Genomic DNA, 17,962 nt, shown 5'->3' with positions numbered 1-17,962 from the left:
CCTCACACATCATGACGCCAAGCATCGAGGACCGCATTGCCGACCATGCGCGGCATCTCGGCTTCGATGCGATCGGGTTCTGCGATGCGTCCTTGCCCGAAGAAGCCCGTATACGCCTGCGCCAGTTCGTGGAGGATGGGCGGCACGGCACGATGAGCTGGATGGAACAGCGTATCGAGCAGCGCGGTGACCCCAAGGCACTCTGGCCGGAAGTCCGCAGCGTGATTTCGCTCGGGCTTTCCTACGCGCCGGAAGCCGACCCGGCCGAAACGCTCGATCAGCCCGATACCGGCACGATCTCGGTCTATGCCCGCCATCGCGATTATCATGATGTGCTGAAAGGAATGCTCAAGCATCTGGCTCAGTTCGTGGTGCGTCAGGATGTCGGCGGTGATGGCACGCAGGTAAAGGTTTTCGTCGATACCGCCCCGGTTCTGGAAAAACCCCTGGCGGAACAGGCTCAGCTCGGCTGGCAGGGCAAACACACCAATCTGGTCTCGCGCGATCACGGGTCATGGCTGCTGCTTGGCGAGATCTATACCACCCTCGCCCTCTCCCCTACGCCACCGCGCGCCGGATCCTGCGGTAGCTGCACACGCTGCCTCACGGCCTGCCCGACCGAAGCTTTTCCCGCGCCCTATCAGCTCGATGCGCGGCGGTGCATTGCGTATCTCACTATCGAATATGACGGGCCTATCCCTGTCGAATTCCGCAAGGCGATGGGCAATCGCATCTATGGCTGCGATGATTGCCTGAATGCCTGCCCGTGGAACCGCTTTGCCGCCACGTCGCGCCATCTGAAGCTGCAACCTCGCGCCGATCTGATGGCGCCCAAGCTCGACAGCCTTGCCCGGCTGGACGATGCCGGTTTTCGTAGCATTTTCAGCGGCTCGCCAATCAAGCGTATCGGTCGCAACCGCTTTGTGCGCAATGTGCTGATCGCGCTCGGCAATTCCGGCGATCGCGCGCATCTGCCGCTCGTCGAGCAACTGGCGCATGACGCAGACCCGGTCGTGGCCGAAGCCGCCTCATGGGCGCAGGCCGAATTACAGGGAGCGGCTCATAATGAGTGATCTCGTCAAACGCAGCTTCACGCTATCGCGCCACCGCACCAGCATCGCGCTCGAGCCCGAATTCTGGGCCGTGCTGGAAGAGATGAGCGCCGGCAACTCCCTCGCCTCTCTGATTGCCGGTATCGACGCAACCCGGCCGCCGGAACGCCCATTAGCCTCGGCCCTGCGCGTGGCGTGTCTGGTTTTTCTGCGAGGCGCTTGAATACCTGTCGACAGTTCGCCGGAAAACGCCTGGCTCATGGCAGCCACTCGATTTTCGTTCCCCTGTGGCGGTCAGAATCTACGTCTGTAAGCCATCAGCACGCCCAGCCCCGTCACAATGACATATGCCAGAACGATGCTGACGAGCAGCATCGTCAGCACGATGATGCTCGCTTGGCTCATGCCCAGACCGAGAGCGTCGTTGAGAGAGAACACGGGCGACAGGATCTTCCACGAGCGTCCTGACCAGGCGAAGTAGTGATGGGTCGCGTGGCCGAGAGCGAGATAGACGAGAAGAGCGAGTGGGAGAGTGATGAGCGCTTTCACCTGACCTCCAGCGTGCCGTAAAGGCGCATCCCGTTCAGATAGGCCAGGGGTTGGGCGAGTAGAAACTCACGCAGTCGGTAAAAATCATGCGTGTCTGGCAAGGTGATGCATCCCTCACTGATCCCCCAGAACCCGACCGGATGCAGCCGGAAAGCCCCTCGCCTGATGCCGTCTATCGAGGTCTGGTCGTCGATGACGCCATCGTCACGATAAAGCGCGAACCAGTCCCGACGCCGCGTGCCGGCAAAAAGATCGCCGATCTGATCCCTGACGCCCCCCAGTCGCCCCCCGCACTGCCGATCGAGGATATGATAGATGCCAGAAGGAAGCGGGCCGTTATTCCTGTTATTGGCGGCGACGGAACGGTTGGTGAAGCGACCGGACCCTGAATAGGCAGGATAAAAACCCAGCCCCACGCAGGTAAGAACCGAAAAATCCTTGTCGTTCAGGTAAAATACGCAATGCGCAGGCAATCGAATTCTCTCCGGGATCGGGTCCGCACTTCAAATTATGCGAGCGTCTTTTAGCATCTTCGTTATTTACTCCCAACAACCTGCACCCCAAAGCCGTGGACGCGCTTGCGCCCAGCTCGGGCGGTGCCGCCGCTCCCGTCTGCACGATCGTGGATGATCGCGCTGCCATCGTCGTGACGAGCTATTCGCGAAAGAACTGCGTTTCACAGGAGCGCGAGCAAGCCTCTAGCCAATGACGGTCGTTCTCGATATTTAACGAGATCATCATAAAGCTCACATTTGTGACGCAAGGGCTTCATCGATCCATGACGTCTCGCCCAATCTGCACCGCCAATTTCTCCGATAGCGTCAAAGCCTTTATCGAGGCAGAGCTGGCGCGTGGCCATTATGCCAGCGAAGACGCCTTGCTGGCGGCGGGAATCGCCTTGTTGCAGGAGAAAGCCCTGGCTGCGACGCGGCGTGACAGTCTTGCCTTTCCGCCAGCGGGCGGCGCATGCGGTGCGTTGATACGGGCACTCGACTGGGCACAGAACCGTGTCGGACCGACAAGAAACTGGTCCGATGCGCTGCGGGCAACGATCACCAATATCGTTAATTCTCCTGTCGCCAAGCTGCTGATCTGGGGGCCTGAGCAAGTCCTGTTCTATAACGATGCCTTCAGTCTCATCGCGGGCGATCGTCACCCTGGCACGCTCGGCGCCGGGTTGGAAGAAGCCTTCCCGGAACTCAGCGACTGGGGCGATGCCGTCTCGGGATGCGGGATAACGGGGGAGACTTCGTCTTTCACAAACCGGACGATCAGACTGGTACGCAGGGATCACGTTGAGACGCTGATCCTCGATTGCTATTTCACCCCTGTGTTTGAAACGGGCGATACGCCCGGTGGCGTGCTCTGCACGATCGTCAATAACACCGAGCGCGCCCATGCCGAGGCCCGACTGGCCGCCAGCGAGGCCGAGTTGCGTCGCGTCACCGATGCAACGCCCATGCTTGTCTCCTATGTCGATCAAGCCCATGTCTATCGCTTTGCCAATGCCGCTTATGAAACCTGGCTCGGCCTGCCTCTGGAGCGTATCGTCGGCTGCCCGGTGATCGAGGTACTCGGTGCCCGCGTTTACGAAGACCGGCGCCCCGATCTCGAACGTGCGCTCTCGGGTCAGACACTCACGGCTGAAACCCTCCTGCCGCATAATGACGGTACGGAGCGTCACACCGAGTTTCGCTACGTGCCGCATATCGACGACGATGGCGTCGTGCATGGCGTGCATATTCTCGGCATCGATATCGAGGACAGAGCACGCCATATTGCTGACGTCGCCGCGAGCGATCTGCGTTTTCGCACTGCCATGAAGGCCGTGCACGGCGTGCTCTGGACCAATAGCGCCGATGGCCGCATGACCGGCGAGCAGCCGGGATGGGCGGCACTGACGGGTCAGAGCTATGAGGCCTATCAGGGCTTCGGCTGGGCCAATGCCGTTCATCCCGACGACGCAGCGGCGACCGTAGTCGCGTGGAATGCCTCGGTCATGGCGCGCAGCATGTTCGTGCATGAGCACCGCGTCCTGAGCCGAGACGGCGTCTGGCGCAATTTTGCCATACGGGCGCTGCCGATCCTGAACGAGAAAAATCTCATCACCGAATGGGTCGGCGTGCATAGCGACATCACGCATCAACGCGCCGCCGAGGCCGCCCTGCGCGAGCGTGCCGACGATCTGGCCCGTCAGGTGCGCCATCGCCAGCGCGCCGAAGAACAGCTGCGTGCGCTCAACGAAACGCTCGAAAACCGCGTGATCGAAGAGATTGCCGAGAGACGCGCCGCCGAAACGCGTCTGGCCCAAGCACAGAAAATGGAATCCATCGGCAAGCTGACCGGTGGCGTTGCCCATGATTTCAATAACCTGCTTCAGGTCATCAGCGGCAATCTGCAATTGCTGGGCAAGAACGTTGCCGGCAATGCCCGCGCTGAACGCCATGTGGCCAGCGCCATGGGCGGCGTGCAGCGCGGTTCGCGTCTGGCCAGCCAGTTGCTCGCTTTTGGCCGGCGTCAGGCGCTCGAGCCCAAGATCGTCAATGTCACGCGCTTCGTGCGCGGCATGGACGACATGCTGCGGCGCGCCATTGGCGAGGGAATCGAGATCGAGACCATCGTTTCCGCCGGGCTGTGGAACACCTTCATCGATCCAGCCCAGATCGAGAACGCGCTGCTCAACCTCGCCATCAACGCCCGTGACGCCATGGACGGCCATGGCAAGCTCACCATCGAACTCGGCAACGCCCAGCTGGACGATTCCTATGTGCGCCAGCATGACGAGGTCAAAGCCGGTCAGTATGTGCTGCTCGCCGTCTCGGATACCGGCACGGGCATGACGCCGGACATCCTGTCCAAAGTGTTCGAGCCCTTCTTCTCCACCAAGGCCGAAGGCAAGGGATCGGGGCTCGGCCTGTCGATGGTCTATGGCTTCGTCAAGCAGTCGAACGGCCATATCAATATCTATTCGGAGCCCGGTGAGGGTACGACGATCAAGCTCTACCTGCCCCGCGCCATGGATGCCGAGGATGTAGAGATCGACCTGCACATGGCCCCCGTCACCGGCGGCACCGAGACAGTGCTCGTCGTCGAAGACGACGACGAAGTGCGCGCCATCGTGGTCGAGATGCTGTCAGATCTGGGCTATCAGGTGCTCAAGGCCACGGATGCCGCCAATGCGCTGGTGGTGATCGAGAGCGGCATGCCCATCGACATCCTTTTTACCGATGTGGTGATGCCCGGCACGCTCAAAAGTCCCGAGCTCGCGCGCCGTGCGAAGGAGCGCCTGCCCGATATCGCAGTACTGTTCACCTCTGGCTATACCGAGAACTCCATCGTGCATGGCGGCAGGCTGGATGCGGGTGTGGAACTGCTTTCCAAGCCCTACACGCGCGACGCACTGGCCCGAAAGTTCCGTCATGTGCTGTCTAATCGCAAGCAGCGCCAGCTCTCCGTTGAGACGCCAACGCTCCGCTCGCCGGAACTCCCCGCTCCTGCCGAGAATGGTACGGCCTCCACGGTACCGTCGCGCTCGCTCTGCCTGACAATTCTTCTGGTGGAGGATGACCGCCTGATCCGTCAGGCGACCTCGGAAATGCTGAAGGAATCGGGCTATCTGACAATCGAGGCGGCCGATTACGACGAGGCGCTTATCGTGCTTCAGACTATGCCGGTGGACGTGCTGCTGACCGATGTGAATCTGCCCGGCCTCTCGGGCAAGGATCTGGCGGGACAGGCGCGTAGCCTGAAACCCGATGTCGGAGTGGTTTTCGCGACAGGTGACAGCCATTCGGTTCAGGGCGATCCCTCCGTCACGATCTTGCCCAAACCCTATGACCTGACCCAGTTGAATGCAGCCATTGCGCGAAGCCTGCCGCGTCTTGCTTCTGAAGCTGAAAATATCGAAGCATCACTGGTGCCCCCCAGCAAGCCAGCGACCGTTTGAACTCCTGCCGCGCCTCATGCTACCGATAGGCATGGCATTCTGGGGCAAGATGTTCGGCAGTGTAGCCGGTTTCGCTGTAGGCGGACCGATGGGCGCCCTCATGGGGGCGGCACTCGGTCACGCAGCAGATCGTGGATCGCTGCTCGAAACGCCAGCCGGTGGCTGGCATGAACACTGGCGCACCAAGGGTCAGCCCGACCCGAATGGGGCGGCTTTCATGGCGGCGGCCAAGATGTCGACCCTGCTCGGCAAGACCGACCAGCTTTACGCTATCGGTCTGGTGGCCCTCTGCGCCAAGATGGCCAAGATCGACGGCCCCGTGAACAAGGCCGAAATCTCGACCTTCAAATCGCTTTTCCAGTTTCCGGCCGATAACAGCCGTGAAGTCGGCATGTTGTTTGACCGCGCACGCGACCGCACCGATGATTTCGAGATGTATGCGCGTGAACTCGGCAAGGGCTTTGCCAAGGATCGTGCCCCGCTCGAAAACCTGCTGATGGCGCTCTTCGTCATTGCACGTGCCGATCTGCCACCGGGCGCGGCGCTGCATCCTGCAGAAACCGCCTTTCTCAAAAAGGTTCACGCGGCTTTCGGCCTGCCACCCGGCGCCTGGGATCGCGCCGAGACCGGACGTTCCGGCTCGGCCAGCAACGAGAATGACGCCTATGTCGAACTGGGGCTCGCCCGCTCGGCAAGCGATCTGGAGGTGCGCACGCGCTGGCGTGTACTGATCAGGGAGCATCATCCTGATGTGCTGGGACAGAAAAATCTCAGCCCCGAGGCCATGGCCAAGGCCGCCGATCGCGTCGCGCGAATCAATGCTGCCTGGGACCGAATCAAGCGCGACCGCAAACTCTGAATCTTCCTACAGACTGACATGATTTGATATCTATATGAGAATAGTTCTCATATAGGGTCATTACCCGACGCCTCCCCCTTCTCTGCCCCCTGCGGGCGGTCGAAACGGAATGCACCGGTCATGCTGGTTTTTGTGTTGCTCTTCTGCCTATCCTGCGCCGCTTTCACCATTTCCTCCGTCGCGGGCGGCGGCGCGGGTCTGGTCATCATGCCGGTTCTGGGCCTGATTCTTGCCACTCAAACGGTACCGGCGGCATTGTCCATCGGCACGATGTGCAGCACGGTGGGCAGGATTGCTACCTTCCGGCGCGCCATAGACTGGCGCGTAGTGCTGTATTTCCTGCCAGCCGCCCTGCCCGGTGCGGCGCTCGGCGTTTACTGCCTGCGTCTCATGCCTCCGGTCTATCTCGAATTGCTGCTCGGCCTGTTTCTAAGCGGGAACGTGGTGCTGCTGCTTCGCCCGGCAGCACCGATTGCCCTCGATGAAGGAGCGTGGAAGCGCCTGCCAGCCATCGGTTTCGCTGCAGGATTCATTTCCGGCTTTACCGGGGCGACAGGTCTCCTTTTCAACCGGTTCTACCAAAAGCTCGGTTTGCAGAAAGAGGCCATCATTGCCACACGCGCGGCGAATGAGGTGCTGCTTCACACGCTAAAACTGGTGCTTTATGCGAAATTCGGGCTGTTCGACCGCTCTGTGCTGATTGCCGGACTTTGCGTCGGCGCTTCGGCAATAGCGGCGCTCAAGGTCACGAAGCTCGTCCTGCCCCTGCTGAGCCACGCCCAGTTCTGCCGTATCGGTCACGCCGCAGCAGCAATTGCGGGGGTTTTCATGCTCGTTACAGCGGCTGGGCAGATCGTGCAGAAAGATGCCGTGTCGTTGCATTACGGACGGCTCCATGGGGAAACCGAACTTGCCATGACCTGGCGCAGCCATCGTCTGGCACTGGAAATAGAGCGCCCGATGGAGATTGAAGTGAAACATCGTGTCGCTGCCTCGATCGACCCGGATACCGGGCTGGCCAACGAGCGCCTGACCGTGCTGCATCTGGCAGCCGATCGGGGTGTTTTCGTCACGCATCGGGCATTCGGGCCGGAGCATGACCAGAAGCATGACCACCGGGGCCGACACCAGAATGCGTGACATCCAGCCCGCCCTCGAAGAGGCGGGCTGGAGAAAGCTCAGCGCGTGCCGAGCTTGAAGATGGTGGTGTAGTCGAATTTCTGACCCGGGCGGAGTTCCGTCGTCGGGAAAGAAGGATGATTGGGGCTATCGGGATAATGCTCGGCCTCAATGGCCAGAGCATCGGTCTGGCGATAGGCACGATGCGAGATACCGACATATTTCCCGGTCAGGGAATTCGAGGTGTAGACCTGAGCACCAGGCTGGTTGGTCGACACGTCGAGCGTGCGGCCTGAAGCCGGGTCATAGACCGAAACCGCCGGGCGCGGCGCCTTGCCATAGGCGCCATCCACGACCCAGTTATGGTCGTAGCCGCGCGCATAGACCATCTGGGCGAAATCGCTGCGCAGACGGTCGCCAATGCGCGTCGGCTTGCGGAAATCGAGCGGCGTGCCATCGACCGCTGCCAGTTCACCCGTCGGAATCGATGTCGAATCCGTCGGCGTGTATCGCTCTGCATTTACCTGAAGGATTTCGTTCTCGATCGAGCCCGATCCTTCGCCATTGAGGTTCCAGTAGCTGTGGTTGGTCAGATTGAGCACAGTCGGCGCATCGGTCATCGCCTGGTAATGCAGGCTGAGCGCGTTGTTCTCATCGAGCGTGTAGGTGATGTCGGTCGTCAAGGTGCCGGGGAAACCCTGATCGCCATTCGGGCTGACCAGACGCAGCTTGACCGAAGCCCCCTTGGCGTTCTTTTTGGTATCGACCAGCGTCCAGACATGCTTGTCGAACCCGATCTTGCCACCATGCAGGGCATTTGGAGGATCGGTCAAATCGGTATGGTAGCTCTTGCCGTCGATCGTGAAAGTGCCGTGGGCCAAGCGGTTGGCGTAGCGGCCGATCATGGCGCCGAAAAACAACCCGCCCTCTGCCGAATCCTTCGTATAGCCATCAAGCGTGCCGAACCCCAGAACCAGATCCTGGACATGACCGGCGCGATCGGGTGCCTCGACAGACTGGATGATACCGCCATAGGTGATGACCCGTACGGTCATGCCATGGTCGTTGGTCAGGGTAATGATTTTCACGTCCTGCCCGGCAGGAGTCTTGCCCCAAGGCTGAACCGTCACAGCGGGCGCCGCCAGCGCCACACCATCAACCATACCAGCAAGCGCCGCCAGACAAACGGCGCTCTTCACAATTGCTCTCATGGACCAGGTGCTTCCATCTGTTGATTTGACGCCACACTGGTCAGGGAAATGATCTGTGTCAAACTACTTAAAATCCATCTCCGCCAACCGCAGGCCTTCTCAAACGCTAGGCTGGCAGCATCAGTTTTTATCTACAGTCTGGCGTCTGGCGGACATCATGCTAGAAAACCACAATGCTGCGTCTCCTGAGAGACAGCGCCGATCTCTTCTCCCGAGGCGGGGAAGATGTCATGCTGCCTCTTTGGTTATGCGTTTAAGGTAACGAGACCGGGGCTGTTCTGCAGCCTGCAACAAAATGATCGTGGGCTTGTGCGCGAATTCTGGCGCAGCCAAGCGCGCTGACACGACTTGGGGACTGCGATGACCGCACCGCTAGGTGATTCCGATAACCGGCCTGAAACCGGATCTGCCGTCGAGAGCCGGACGCAACGGCGTGGGCAGCGCAAGGGTGGCCGCCTTATTGTCGGACTGACCGCCCTGCTTTCCCTGAGCGCCTGCGCAAGCTGGCGTAACCCGCCGCCGAAAGACCCCGAGGCGCTTGCGGATTACAAGGAAGCCAACGACCCCTACGAACCGGTCAATCGCAAGATGTATAACGTTCAGATGTGGGCCTATCATCATGCGCTGCGCCCTGTCGGCAAGGCCTGGGCCTGGGCCGTTCCCAAGCCGATCCGCAACTCGATCGATAACCTGAACCAGACCTGGTATATGCCGACGGTCTTCTTCAGCGATGTCGGCGCAGGCAAGCCGCGTCGTGCAGGCGACGATTTCATGCGTTACGTCATCAACATGACGCTTGGCGCTGCCGGGTTCATCGATGTCGCGACGTCACTCGGTTATCCGCATCACGACAGCGATCCGGGTCTGACGCTCGCAACCTGGGGCGTGCCCAGCGGCCCTTACATGTTCCTGCCCGGCCTCGGCCCGAACACGCTGCGTGACGCGGGTGGCTATGCAATCGCTCAGGGTCTCTCGCCGATCAACTACGTTCCGCGTGGCTATGGACTTCTGACCTTCAACTGGGCGTATAACATCGCTGGCGTTCTGGGTGGTTTCTCCTCCCATATTGACGAGATCGATCAGGTCGAGCAGGATTCGCTCGATCCCTATGCGTTCATCCGCAGCGCCTGGCAGCAGAATCGGCAGAGCCAGGTGGATGCCATACGTAACGACCACCGGGCGACCGTGCCGGACTGGTACAATTGAGGACCTCCCGACATGCTCAAAACCTGCCTTTCCCTTTCCCGCCGCGCGGCTCTCGGTCTGATGACCACGGCCCTCGTTTCCGTCGCCGCACTGAGCACACCCGCTCATGCTGACGATGCCCAAGGCTTCGTCACCGCTTTCGGTGGCAAGCTCATCGGCATCATCAACAGCGACAAATCCCTGACCGAAAAGCGTCAGGAAGTTCTGCCGCTGCTTCAGGACAATGTCGATATTGCGACGATCGGCAAGTTCTGCCTGGGCCGCTACTGGCGCTCTGCAACGCCAGAGCAGCAGGCCCAGTATCTCAAGCTGTTCCATCAGGTTCTGGTCAATGCGGTTACCGACAAGATCGGTGATTACAAGGGCGTCAGCTTTCGCGTGACCGGCGCCACCAACACGCCGAATGGCGAGCTTGTCAGCGCTCAGATCATGCGCCCAGGCCAGCCTACAGCAGATATGGGGCTGCTGATTGCCAAGGATGGCGGCATGAAAATTGTCGACATGATCGGCGAAGGCACGAGCCTGCGCCTGACCCAGCGTCAGGATTACAGCTCCTATCTTGCCCGTAATGGCGGCAATGTTGCCACACTTATCAGCGCGCTGGAGCGTCAGCTCTCGCATCGTCACTGACGAGTATGCGTCTCACGAAGGGTGTCCGCTCCCTTCGTGAGAAATGTCTTTCACTGAAGCTGGCCGTCCTTGCGGGATTTGCCCGGCGCTCTTCTGCCCCTGCGGCGGAGGTTTGCCGGCCAAGAGCCCTGCCATCACGCGGATGGTCGTTTCTAGCGATTGTTTCTCCGACAGCCCCCTTCGAAAAAACGCCGATGAGCTGGCTTATCTTGCCCGGACCTCCTGCCAGTCACTGTACTCGGGTGCGTCGACTTCCGCCCGCAGCCCGGATGAGCAGAAAAGATCGTGTCGGTTATCACACGCTCTCCTCCGCCCCCTTGAGCTGAAGCACATCGCCTCCGACAATACGTGTTGCCAGCTCAGGCATTCAAAACGCGACAACCTGGCAAGCGACACGGGTGATGACTTGGAGACGCTCCCGCCCACCGGACTTCGTCTCAACACGTGAGAAGAAATTGCTTCTCGTGCAGCTTTTGACTGCGCGGCGGTAATTTAATGCAGTCACGGGCATGTGCAGAGACGCCATAGACTGGACACCCGTAGCGCGGTCACCAATCCTGACGGTGCCGGGAGCAAGCCGGTGAAGACCCTCAGCGTCGCCGCCGTCGCATCGCCACAATACCGTTTCAGGGGCGCTATGCCCTGTGCGCCATCCCTAGCGGCCGCCGATCACCCGGATCTAGCTACTCGTCTGTCAGGCGGAAAAGAATAATCACCCGGACTGGACCGCTACGCACAGAGCGAGTCATCTCTGAACGGATGCCGGATCACCCGCGGACCCCGAACGCCTTTCCTGTCTTATTTCGTAGACGAGCATAAGATATCCATCGCGCTCGAAGCTTTCGACATGATGCATGCCGATACTGCCCAGAACGATACGTGAAGGCATGTTGTCTTCGCGCGTAACGCCCACCACACGCTCGATACCGGCGTCGAGCGCAAAGCGCAGGGCCGCGCCAGCCGCCTCGCGGGCAATGCCGCGCCCTGCGGCCTCGGGCACAAGTGCGAAACGCAGACCGAGCCCACGGCCATCCGGTCGTTCGTGCAGACCGGTGATACCGACGAAGCGATCGTTTTCACGAATGGAAAAAATACCGATGCCGCGCTTTGCCCAGAAAGACAGATCATCGGCCATCTCGTCTTCGACCTGCTGAAGGGAGCGCACCCCGCCCAGCATACGCCCAAAAGAGGCACCATTGGTCTTGAGACGGATCATATCCTGCATGTCGCGCCACGTCACAGGTTGCAGGACGAGGCGCTGGGTGCGGATCTGACGGCCCAGCGTCACGATCCGGCACCCGACATGACATCGACAGGAGAGATGTCAGAGAAACGCCACTCCGACATCCTCATCCCTTAGCGCGCGATGGGGCGGTACTTGATGCGGCTCGGCTCGGTCGAATCCGGACCAAGGCGACGACGCTTGTCTTCTTCATAATCCTGGAAGTTACCCTCGAACCACTCGACATGGCTATCGCCCTCGAAAGCGAGGATATGCGTGGCCAGACGATCGAGGAACCAGCGATCATGCGAGATGACCACAGCGCAACCGGCGAATTCGGCCAGAGCGTCTTCGAGCGCGCGTAGCGTATCGACATCGAGATCGTTCGTCGGTTCGTCGAGCAGAATGACATTGCTGTCCTTCTTGAGCATCTTGGCCAGATGCACGCGGTTCCGCTCACCGCCAGAAAGCACACCGACGCGCTTCTGCTGGTCGGAACCCTTGAAATTGAAGGCTCCGACATAGGCGCGTGACGGAACGGAACGCTTGCCGAGATGAATGACATCCGTACCGCCCGAGATTTCTTCCCAGACCGTCTTGGTGTCATCGAGCGAATCGCGCGACTGATCGACATAGCCGAGCTTGACCGTCTCACCGACCTTGAGAGCGCCGCCATCAGGCGCGTCCTGGCCGGTGATCATCTTGAACAGCGTGGACTTACCTGCACCGTTCGGCCCGATCACGCCCACGATACCACCCGGAGGCAGCTTGAAGTTCAGGCCGTCGATCAGCAGGCGATCGCCAAAGCCCTTGGAAAGATTCTCGGCCTCGATGACCGTGCCACCCAGACGGGGGCCGGGGGTGATAACGATATCGGCCGTGCCACCAGCACGCTCCTGACTAGCGGCCAGCATTTCCTCGTATTTGGTGATACGGGCCTTGCTCTTAGCCTGACGGGCCTTGGGCGAGGCGCTGATCCATTCCTGCTCGGCGGCAAGGGCGCGCTGGCGCGAGCTCTCTTCCTTCTCTTCCTGTGCAAGACGCTTGCGCTTCTGGGTCAGCCACGAGGAGTAATTGCCTTCGAACGGATAACCACGACCGCGCTCGATTTCGAGAATCCAGTTCGTGACATTGTCGAGGAAGTAGCGGTCATGGGTGATGACCATGACGGTGCCCTGATAATCGCGCAGGGTCTTTTCGAGCCAGGCCACGCTCTCGGCATCGAGATGGTTGGTCGGTTCGTCGAGCAGCAGCAGGTCGGGCTTTTCCAGCAGCAGGCGGCACAGGGCCACGCGACGGCGCTCACCACCGGAAAGCATGGTGACAGGGCTGTCGGCAGGCGGGCAGCGCAGCGCTTCGAGCGCGATCTCGAGCTTGCGGTCCAGCTCCCAGCCATCGCCGGCGTCGATCTTTTCCTGCAATTCGGCCTGTTCGGCCAGAAGAGCGGTCATCTCGTCATCGGTCATCGGCTCGGCGAAAGCCATCGAGATCTCGTTGAAACGATCGACAGCGTGCTTCAGATCGCCAAAGCCGAGCGCCACGTTCTCACCGACGGTCAGGGACTCGTCGAGCTTGGGCTCCTGCTCCAGATAACCGATGCGCGCGCCTTCTGCCCCCCAAGCCTCACCGCCATATTCTTTTTCGATACCGGCCATGATCTTGAGCAGGGTCGATTTACCGGCGCCGTTGACACCGAGCACACCGATCTTGACGCCGGGAAGGAAGGACAGGGTGATGCCCTTGAAGACTTCACGCCCTCCCGGATAGGCCTTCGTCAGGTCCTTCATGACATAGACATACTGATAGGCGGCCATGACGGATCTCCTGATGAAATGGTCGGTCGGAAAAGACGAGAACGCGGCTCGAATGCGCTCCATGATGGAGCGGAACCCCTGCGCCCGGCAGGACTCGAACCCGCAACCAAGCCGTTATGAGCGGCCTGCTCTAACCAATTGAGCTACAGGCGCACAGGTAGGGTGGAAATCGCGCAATTCGGGGCTTTTTGCAAGACGAGACAGCAAAGAAATCCGTGTGCGGCCCAATTTAACGATGATAGGAGGGTGCTGTACCCGCACGGCAGTCACAAATTGCACATGACCAGCGTGAGACAAGACACACGTAACGACGTGAGGAGCGAAGCCCATGAGCACCGATACGGCAGCTGTAACCCCTGCCCCAAGTCCACGCGTTGCCATCCGCTATTGCACGCAATGCAACTGGATGCTGCGCTCTGCCTGGATTGCGCAGGAACTCCTGTCGAGCTTCGGCACCGACCTCGGCGAAGTCGCGCTTGTCCCGGATACGGGCGGCCATTTCAGTATTACTGTCAACGAGGTTCTGCTCTGGGAACGTAAACGCGATGGCGGCTTTCCCGGACCCAAAGACATCAAGCAGCGCCTTCGCGATGTGATCGCCCCCGAGCGCGACCTCGGTCATGTCGATCGGTAACCCGGCGTTTCGAGGGAAGGCCACCACCGTCACCGTGACAATTATCACAACATGACCGGCACATAGCGTTACAGCATCTGGGCAGGAAAGAAATGCGCGGCTAAGATCACGCCATAATTTCAACCCCACCAGGAAATGAAGTGATGGACGTCACCAAGATCTCCCCCGGCAAGTCTGTTCCCGATGACATCAATGTCGTGATCGAAATCCCGCAGGGTTCTTCTGTAAAATACGAAGTAGACAAGGAAAGCGGCGCGGTATTCGTCGATCGATTCCTGTTCACGCCGATGAATTACCCGGCTGCGTACGGATTTATTCCGAACACGCTGGCTGCCGATGGCGATCCGGCCGACGCGCTCGTTCTGGCCCCCGGCCCGATCGTTCCCGGTGCTGTCATCCGCGCCCGCCCGATCGGCATGCTGAAAATGGAAGATGAGAGCGGCCAGGATGAGAAGATCATCTGCGTGCCTCACGACAAGATCCACACCCAGTATACCGACGTAAAGACGATCAACGATCTGCCGGAAATCACGCTGAAAGCAATCGGGCATTTCTTTGAGCGCTACAAGGACCTCGAACCCAACAAGTGGGTGAAAGTCTCCGGCTGGGCTGGCCCGGAAGAAGCCAAGAAGGCCATTCTCGCTGCTCTTGAAGCCGCTAAGTAAAGCAGCCACGCTGTAATAAACAGTGACCGGAAAGACACAGCGTCTTTCCGGTTTCTCTGCTCACAGCGCTGTGAGCAGAAATCGGCCTTTCGTACCGTTGCCAAATCTAAATCATATGTAATAAAAAAGTCATGTTGGGATAAGGGATGACCCCCTGCTCTCATCATGCAACGGAACTTTGCGTTTTCCATACGACTGGCGGACTGCCCTCATGTCTCTTTCCCGTATCTCATTCAAGGCGCTGGGTGTTGTCACCACAGCTCTCGCCACGTTCTCCGCCATCCCGACAGCCCAGGCTCAGTCGCCTTTGGCCGGTGGCGCACCGAACGGTACCGGACTTGCTCCCTCCGTGCGTGTCTCGAGCCCTATCGGCACGTATAATCTGCAGAATTCGTCAGTTCCGCCTTTGCCTCACCCCGAAGCAATCTTCGACGACCCATGGGGCTGGAACACCTGGCTGCGTCAGCACGGCGTTGCGATCCTGCTCGATACGACGAACGAATTTGCCGGTGCGATCACGAGTCCTACCAAAGGTCTCGGCCTGCGTCAGGGCAGCAGCAATGCCGGTCAGTACGGCTTTGAAAACGACATCGACTGGGAAAAGCTCGCCGGCATCCGTGGCTTTTCGACCCATGCTGTCATCGTCGGTCGTTATGGCATCCCCGCCAGCCGCATGTTCGGCGACAACCTCAACCCCAGCCAGGAAATCTACGGTGGTGGCGGCAACGTGGTTGTCCATCTCGTCTATATCTATGGTGAAGAGACCCTGTTCAACGGCCATCTCGACATCGCAGCCGGTCGTATTCCGCTGCTGACCGACTTCTCGTCGAACCCGCTATACTGCAACTTCATGAACAACGCTTTCTGCGGCAATCCGAAAGCGTCGTCCGATAATACCAGCCATTCCTCCTACCCGGATTCGAACTGGGCTGCGCGTGTTCGTGTTCGTCCTTCGCAGTACACCTATATCCAAGCGGGTGTTTACTTTAATACGATGGGCATTTACGGCGTCCAGCAGATGCGCACCGGCTTCAAATGGAATGGCGCCGACATCAACGGAGAAGCTGCACCGGTCGAATTCGGTTGGGAGCCCATTTTCGGTAAAGACAAGCTTCCCGGCCATTATAAGCTGGGCGGCATTGTCGATACGGCACCGCATCCTGACGTGCTTTACGACCGCAACGACAATTACTGGGCTGTCACAGGCCAGGCTCGCAAAGTGCATAACAACTCTTGGTCGGCATATGCCCTCGCCGATCAGATGATCATGCGTCATAAAGGCAATGGCCCCGATGCCGGTATCACCCTGCTTGGCGTCTTCTACAACAACTCTCCCGTTACGCAGACCCGCGAGCGTCAGTTCTCCCTCGGCGTGCTGGACCGTGGCTTCTGGAAATCGCGCCCGCTCGACGCCTGGGGCGTGAATTTCAGCTATATCCAGGTTTCGAAGAAGGTGAAGACCGCCCAGCAGATCCAGCAAAGCCTGGGCTATCAGACCTTGCTGAACGGCTCATTCTTCCCCCAGACCAACGGGATGGTGATCGAAGCGATGTATCAGATCCGCGTATGGCGCGGCATCACCTTCGCACCTGACTTCCAGTATTTCATCCGTCCGGGCGCCCAGCAGGGCCTGAAGGATGCTGCGGTTCTGGGCTTCAAATCCCATATCGAAATCTTCTGATCCCTCCCTGCCCCGGCACGCCGGGGCAGAAACGCCGATGTTACCTGCGCGCCCTGATGGCCTCTCTCATTTGACGATGGAGGCGATCAGGGCGTCGTAGTTTGCGAGATAGCCACTGAGTGAGAGTTCAGCTTCGGCAAAATGTCGGGCCTCTTGCCTGAGCTTGGCGGCAAGACTCCTGTCTTCGATGATTTCGAGAATGGAATCGGCAATACGATCGGGCTCCAGAAAAGGCGCCAGAAGACCGTTGCGCCTATCGGTAATGAACTCCTCAACCGATGCCGTCTGACTGCCCACAATGGCGCATCCCGTTGCCATGGCCTCTCGTAGCGACCAGGAGGCGACAAACGGATAGGTCAGGTAGACATGCGCATCCGACCTTTTAAGCGCCGTACGGAAGAGGTCGTAATCGACCTTGCCCATGAAATGAACACGGTCGAGATCGAGCCGTGACGCCACCTCATTGAGGAAAACATTGCGCCAGCTACCCGCCTCTGCCGGGGGCGGGGCGCCATAGCTCGTGCCATCACCGCCGATCAGCACAACCCGGGCATCGGGGCGCTCGGCCAGGATACGGGGCAAGGCGCGCATGAAGCTATGAAAGCCGCGATAGGGCTCCAGATTGCGCGCCACAAAGGTTATCAGCTTGTCCTGCGGGCGGATGATATGCGGCCCGATAGCGACATCACGCTCGAAAATTGCAGGCTCCGGCGCACAGAGATCCAGATTGACCCCTTCACGGAGAAGACTGATGCGGTTTTGCGCCCAGTCCGGATAGGTACTCTTCTGAAAGAGCGTGGGGGTTTGACCATATTGATTGAGATTCAGCGCGAGAAGATTGATTCCGTTCTTTACGCGGACATTGGGAAAGAGGTCCGGTCGCGGCGGGAATTCCGGGTCGAAATCAACATCGTTGCGATCAGTGTGATAGAAAAACTCGAAATAGCCTAGAATGGGCGTTGTCGGATAGACATCGACAATATTCAGCAGCTCACCCCAGCCGTGATGCCCGATAATGATATCAGGTATGTAGCCCAGCCCCTTGAGCGTCTGGGCCGCGCGCGCGACCGCTTCGGCCCGGCTCAATCCCATCTCCAATTCGCGCAGGGAAGGATGGGTATGGGGTGAGACTGCCCGTTCCTGACGATAGAGAACCCGCCTTACACCGGGCAGTGCCCCCTCATTCGCCTCCGAAATGAAGACAATTTCGTGCTCCCCCTGCTCATGCAGATGCCTTACCAGGTGAAGAAACTGGCCGGGAAAATTCTGATGCACAAACAGGAAACGCAAGGGATATCAGCTTTCACATCGTCGAAACGCCGAGAAATAGCCGTCTCGGCGCCCAGGTCTCGCTACGCGCTCTAGGACTCGCCG

General features: G+C 59.5%; 16 protein-coding genes and 1 tRNA gene. 10 read left to right on the top strand and 7 right to left on the bottom strand.

Annotation, left to right across the window (positions count from 1 at the left end):
- The first annotated feature begins 11 nt into the window (after positions 1-11).
- Together queG and ABHV46_RS12300 are read left to right on the top strand one after the other, a co-directional pair.
- Positions 12-1,073, top strand: a complete 1,062-nt coding sequence (gene queG / locus ABHV46_RS12305) for a tRNA epoxyqueuosine(34) reductase QueG (RefSeq protein WP_438381695.1) — start codon at positions 12-14, stop codon at positions 1,071-1,073.
- The gene (locus ABHV46_RS12300; RefSeq protein ID WP_336946821.1) at positions 1,066-1,275 is read left to right on the top strand and encodes a ribbon-helix-helix domain-containing protein; all 210 of its coding nucleotides are present in this window, start codon (positions 1,066-1,068) and stop codon (positions 1,273-1,275) included. Before queG ends, ABHV46_RS12300 begins: the two co-directional genes overlap by 8 nt.
- Positions 1,276-1,346: 71 nt before the next feature.
- Here ABHV46_RS12300 and ABHV46_RS12295 read toward each other — a convergent pair whose 3' ends face one another.
- Positions 1,347-1,601 (bottom strand): hypothetical protein, encoded by a 255-nt coding sequence (locus ABHV46_RS12295; protein WP_336946820.1) that lies wholly within the window; start codon positions 1,599-1,601, stop codon positions 1,347-1,349.
- Entirely contained in the window at positions 1,598-2,074 is a 477-nt protein-coding gene (locus ABHV46_RS12290) for a DUF2778 domain-containing protein (RefSeq protein WP_438381694.1), read from the bottom strand. The genes ABHV46_RS12295 and ABHV46_RS12290 overlap by 4 nt, the downstream gene beginning before the upstream one ends.
- Positions 2,075-2,379: 305 nt before the next feature.
- On the opposite strand from ABHV46_RS12290, the gene ABHV46_RS12285 reads away from it, so the two are divergent.
- The 3 genes from ABHV46_RS12285 (at position 2,380) to ABHV46_RS12275 (ending at position 7,546) form a co-directional block, all read left to right on the top strand.
- A complete protein-coding gene (locus ABHV46_RS12285; protein WP_438381693.1) occupies positions 2,380-5,547 on the top strand; it encodes a response regulator in 3,168 nt (1,055 codons plus the stop codon).
- A 31-nt stretch (positions 5,548-5,578) separates the two neighbouring features.
- Complete coding sequence (locus ABHV46_RS12280) at positions 5,579-6,406, top strand: TerB family tellurite resistance protein (protein ID WP_438384392.1); 828 nt, start codon at positions 5,579-5,581, stop codon at positions 6,404-6,406.
- A gap of 120 nt (positions 6,407-6,526) precedes the next feature.
- A complete protein-coding gene (locus ABHV46_RS12275; protein WP_438381692.1) occupies positions 6,527-7,546 on the top strand; it encodes a sulfite exporter TauE/SafE family protein in 1,020 nt (339 codons plus the stop codon).
- Positions 7,547-7,584: 38 nt separating this feature from the next.
- On the opposite strand, the gene ABHV46_RS12270 is transcribed toward ABHV46_RS12275, so the two are convergent.
- Entirely contained in the window at positions 7,585-8,736 is a 1,152-nt protein-coding gene (locus tag ABHV46_RS12270) for an aldose epimerase family protein (RefSeq protein WP_438381691.1), read from the bottom strand.
- Positions 8,737-9,096: 360 nt separating this feature from the next.
- Between ABHV46_RS12270 and ABHV46_RS12265 the strand changes: the two genes are divergently transcribed.
- Together ABHV46_RS12265 and ABHV46_RS12260 are read left to right on the top strand one after the other, a co-directional pair.
- On the top strand, positions 9,097-9,942 hold the full coding sequence (locus tag ABHV46_RS12265; protein WP_336946815.1) for an MlaA family lipoprotein: 846 nt from the start codon (positions 9,097-9,099) through the stop codon (positions 9,940-9,942).
- Positions 9,943-9,954: 12 nt separating this feature from the next.
- The gene (locus ABHV46_RS12260) at positions 9,955-10,572 is read left to right on the top strand and encodes an MlaC/ttg2D family ABC transporter substrate-binding protein (RefSeq protein WP_438381690.1); all 618 of its coding nucleotides are present in this window, start codon (positions 9,955-9,957) and stop codon (positions 10,570-10,572) included.
- 745 nt (positions 10,573-11,317) lie between these two features.
- Here ABHV46_RS12260 and ABHV46_RS12255 read toward each other — a convergent pair.
- The 3 genes from ABHV46_RS12255 to ABHV46_RS12245 all read right to left on the bottom strand — a co-directional run bounded on the left by ABHV46_RS12255 (position 11,318) and on the right by ABHV46_RS12245 (position 13,761).
- Positions 11,318-11,797, bottom strand: a complete 480-nt coding sequence (locus ABHV46_RS12255) for a GNAT family N-acetyltransferase (RefSeq protein WP_438384390.1) — start codon at positions 11,795-11,797, stop codon at positions 11,318-11,320.
- Between the two features lie 131 nt (positions 11,798-11,928).
- Positions 11,929-13,608: an energy-dependent translational throttle protein EttA gene (gene ettA, locus ABHV46_RS12250; RefSeq protein ID WP_438381689.1), complete on the bottom strand. Its 1,680-nt coding sequence runs from the start codon at positions 13,606-13,608 to the stop codon at positions 11,929-11,931.
- Positions 13,609-13,687: 79 nt separating this feature from the next.
- Positions 13,688-13,761 (bottom strand) — tRNA-Ile (locus ABHV46_RS12245).
- 175 nt (positions 13,762-13,936) lie between these two features.
- On the opposite strand from ABHV46_RS12245, the gene ABHV46_RS12240 reads away from it, so the two are divergent.
- The 3 genes from ABHV46_RS12240 to ABHV46_RS12230 all read left to right on the top strand — a co-directional run bounded on the left by ABHV46_RS12240 (position 13,937) and on the right by ABHV46_RS12230 (position 16,588).
- Positions 13,937-14,242, top strand: a complete 306-nt coding sequence (locus tag ABHV46_RS12240) for a SelT/SelW/SelH family protein (protein WP_438381688.1) — start codon at positions 13,937-13,939, stop codon at positions 14,240-14,242.
- Positions 14,243-14,385: 143 nt separating this feature from the next.
- Positions 14,386-14,907 (top strand): inorganic diphosphatase, encoded by a 522-nt coding sequence (gene ppa / locus ABHV46_RS12235; protein WP_336946810.1) that lies wholly within the window; start codon positions 14,386-14,388, stop codon positions 14,905-14,907.
- A 211-nt stretch (positions 14,908-15,118) separates the two neighbouring features.
- Positions 15,119-16,588 carry a carbohydrate porin gene (locus tag ABHV46_RS12230; protein WP_336946809.1) on the top strand — a complete coding sequence of 490 codons (1,470 nt, stop codon included), beginning with the start codon at positions 15,119-15,121 and terminating at the stop codon, positions 16,586-16,588.
- A gap of 66 nt (positions 16,589-16,654) precedes the next feature.
- Here ABHV46_RS12230 and ABHV46_RS12225 read toward each other — a convergent pair whose 3' ends face one another.
- Entirely contained in the window at positions 16,655-17,878 is a 1,224-nt protein-coding gene (locus ABHV46_RS12225; RefSeq protein ID WP_438381687.1) for a glycosyltransferase family 4 protein, read from the bottom strand.
- Between the last annotated feature and the right edge of the window lie 84 nt (positions 17,879-17,962).

This window comes from Asaia sp. BMEF1, assembly GCF_051628905.1.
Classification (GTDB): Bacteria; Pseudomonadota; Alphaproteobacteria; order Acetobacterales; family Acetobacteraceae; genus Asaia.
The sequence above is the reverse complement of the archived record's forward strand: the minus strand, read 5'-3'. Positions and strand labels throughout refer to the sequence as shown.

Bases quoted from the DNA above. Each gene is read 5' to 3' on its own strand.
- queG (WP_438381695.1), top strand. From the start codon at position 12: ATGACGCCAAGCATCGAGGACCGCATTGCCGACCATGCGCGGCATCTC.
- ABHV46_RS12300 (WP_336946821.1), top strand. From the start codon at position 1,066: ATGAGTGATCTCGTCAAACGCAGCTTCACGCTATCGCGCCACCGCACC.
- ABHV46_RS12285 (WP_438381693.1), top strand. From the start codon at position 2,380: ATGACGTCTCGCCCAATCTGCACCGCCAATTTCTCCGATAGCGTCAAA.
- ABHV46_RS12280 (WP_438384392.1), top strand. From the start codon at position 5,579: ATGGCATTCTGGGGCAAGATGTTCGGCAGTGTAGCCGGTTTCGCTGTA.
- ABHV46_RS12275 (WP_438381692.1), top strand. From the start codon at position 6,527: ATGCTGGTTTTTGTGTTGCTCTTCTGCCTATCCTGCGCCGCTTTCACC.
- ABHV46_RS12270 (WP_438381691.1), bottom strand. From the start codon at position 8,736: ATGAGAGCAATTGTGAAGAGCGCCGTTTGTCTGGCGGCGCTTGCTGGT.
- ABHV46_RS12265 (WP_336946815.1), top strand. From the start codon at position 9,097: ATGACCGCACCGCTAGGTGATTCCGATAACCGGCCTGAAACCGGATCT.
- ABHV46_RS12260 (WP_438381690.1), top strand. From the start codon at position 9,955: ATGCTCAAAACCTGCCTTTCCCTTTCCCGCCGCGCGGCTCTCGGTCTG.
- ABHV46_RS12255 (WP_438384390.1), bottom strand. From the start codon at position 11,797: ATGCAGGATATGATCCGTCTCAAGACCAATGGTGCCTCTTTTGGGCGT.
- ettA (WP_438381689.1), bottom strand. From the start codon at position 13,608: ATGGCCGCCTATCAGTATGTCTATGTCATGAAGGACCTGACGAAGGCC.
- ABHV46_RS12240 (WP_438381688.1), top strand. From the start codon at position 13,937: ATGAGCACCGATACGGCAGCTGTAACCCCTGCCCCAAGTCCACGCGTT.
- ppa (WP_336946810.1), top strand. From the start codon at position 14,386: ATGGACGTCACCAAGATCTCCCCCGGCAAGTCTGTTCCCGATGACATC.
- ABHV46_RS12230 (WP_336946809.1), top strand. From the start codon at position 15,119: ATGTCTCTTTCCCGTATCTCATTCAAGGCGCTGGGTGTTGTCACCACA.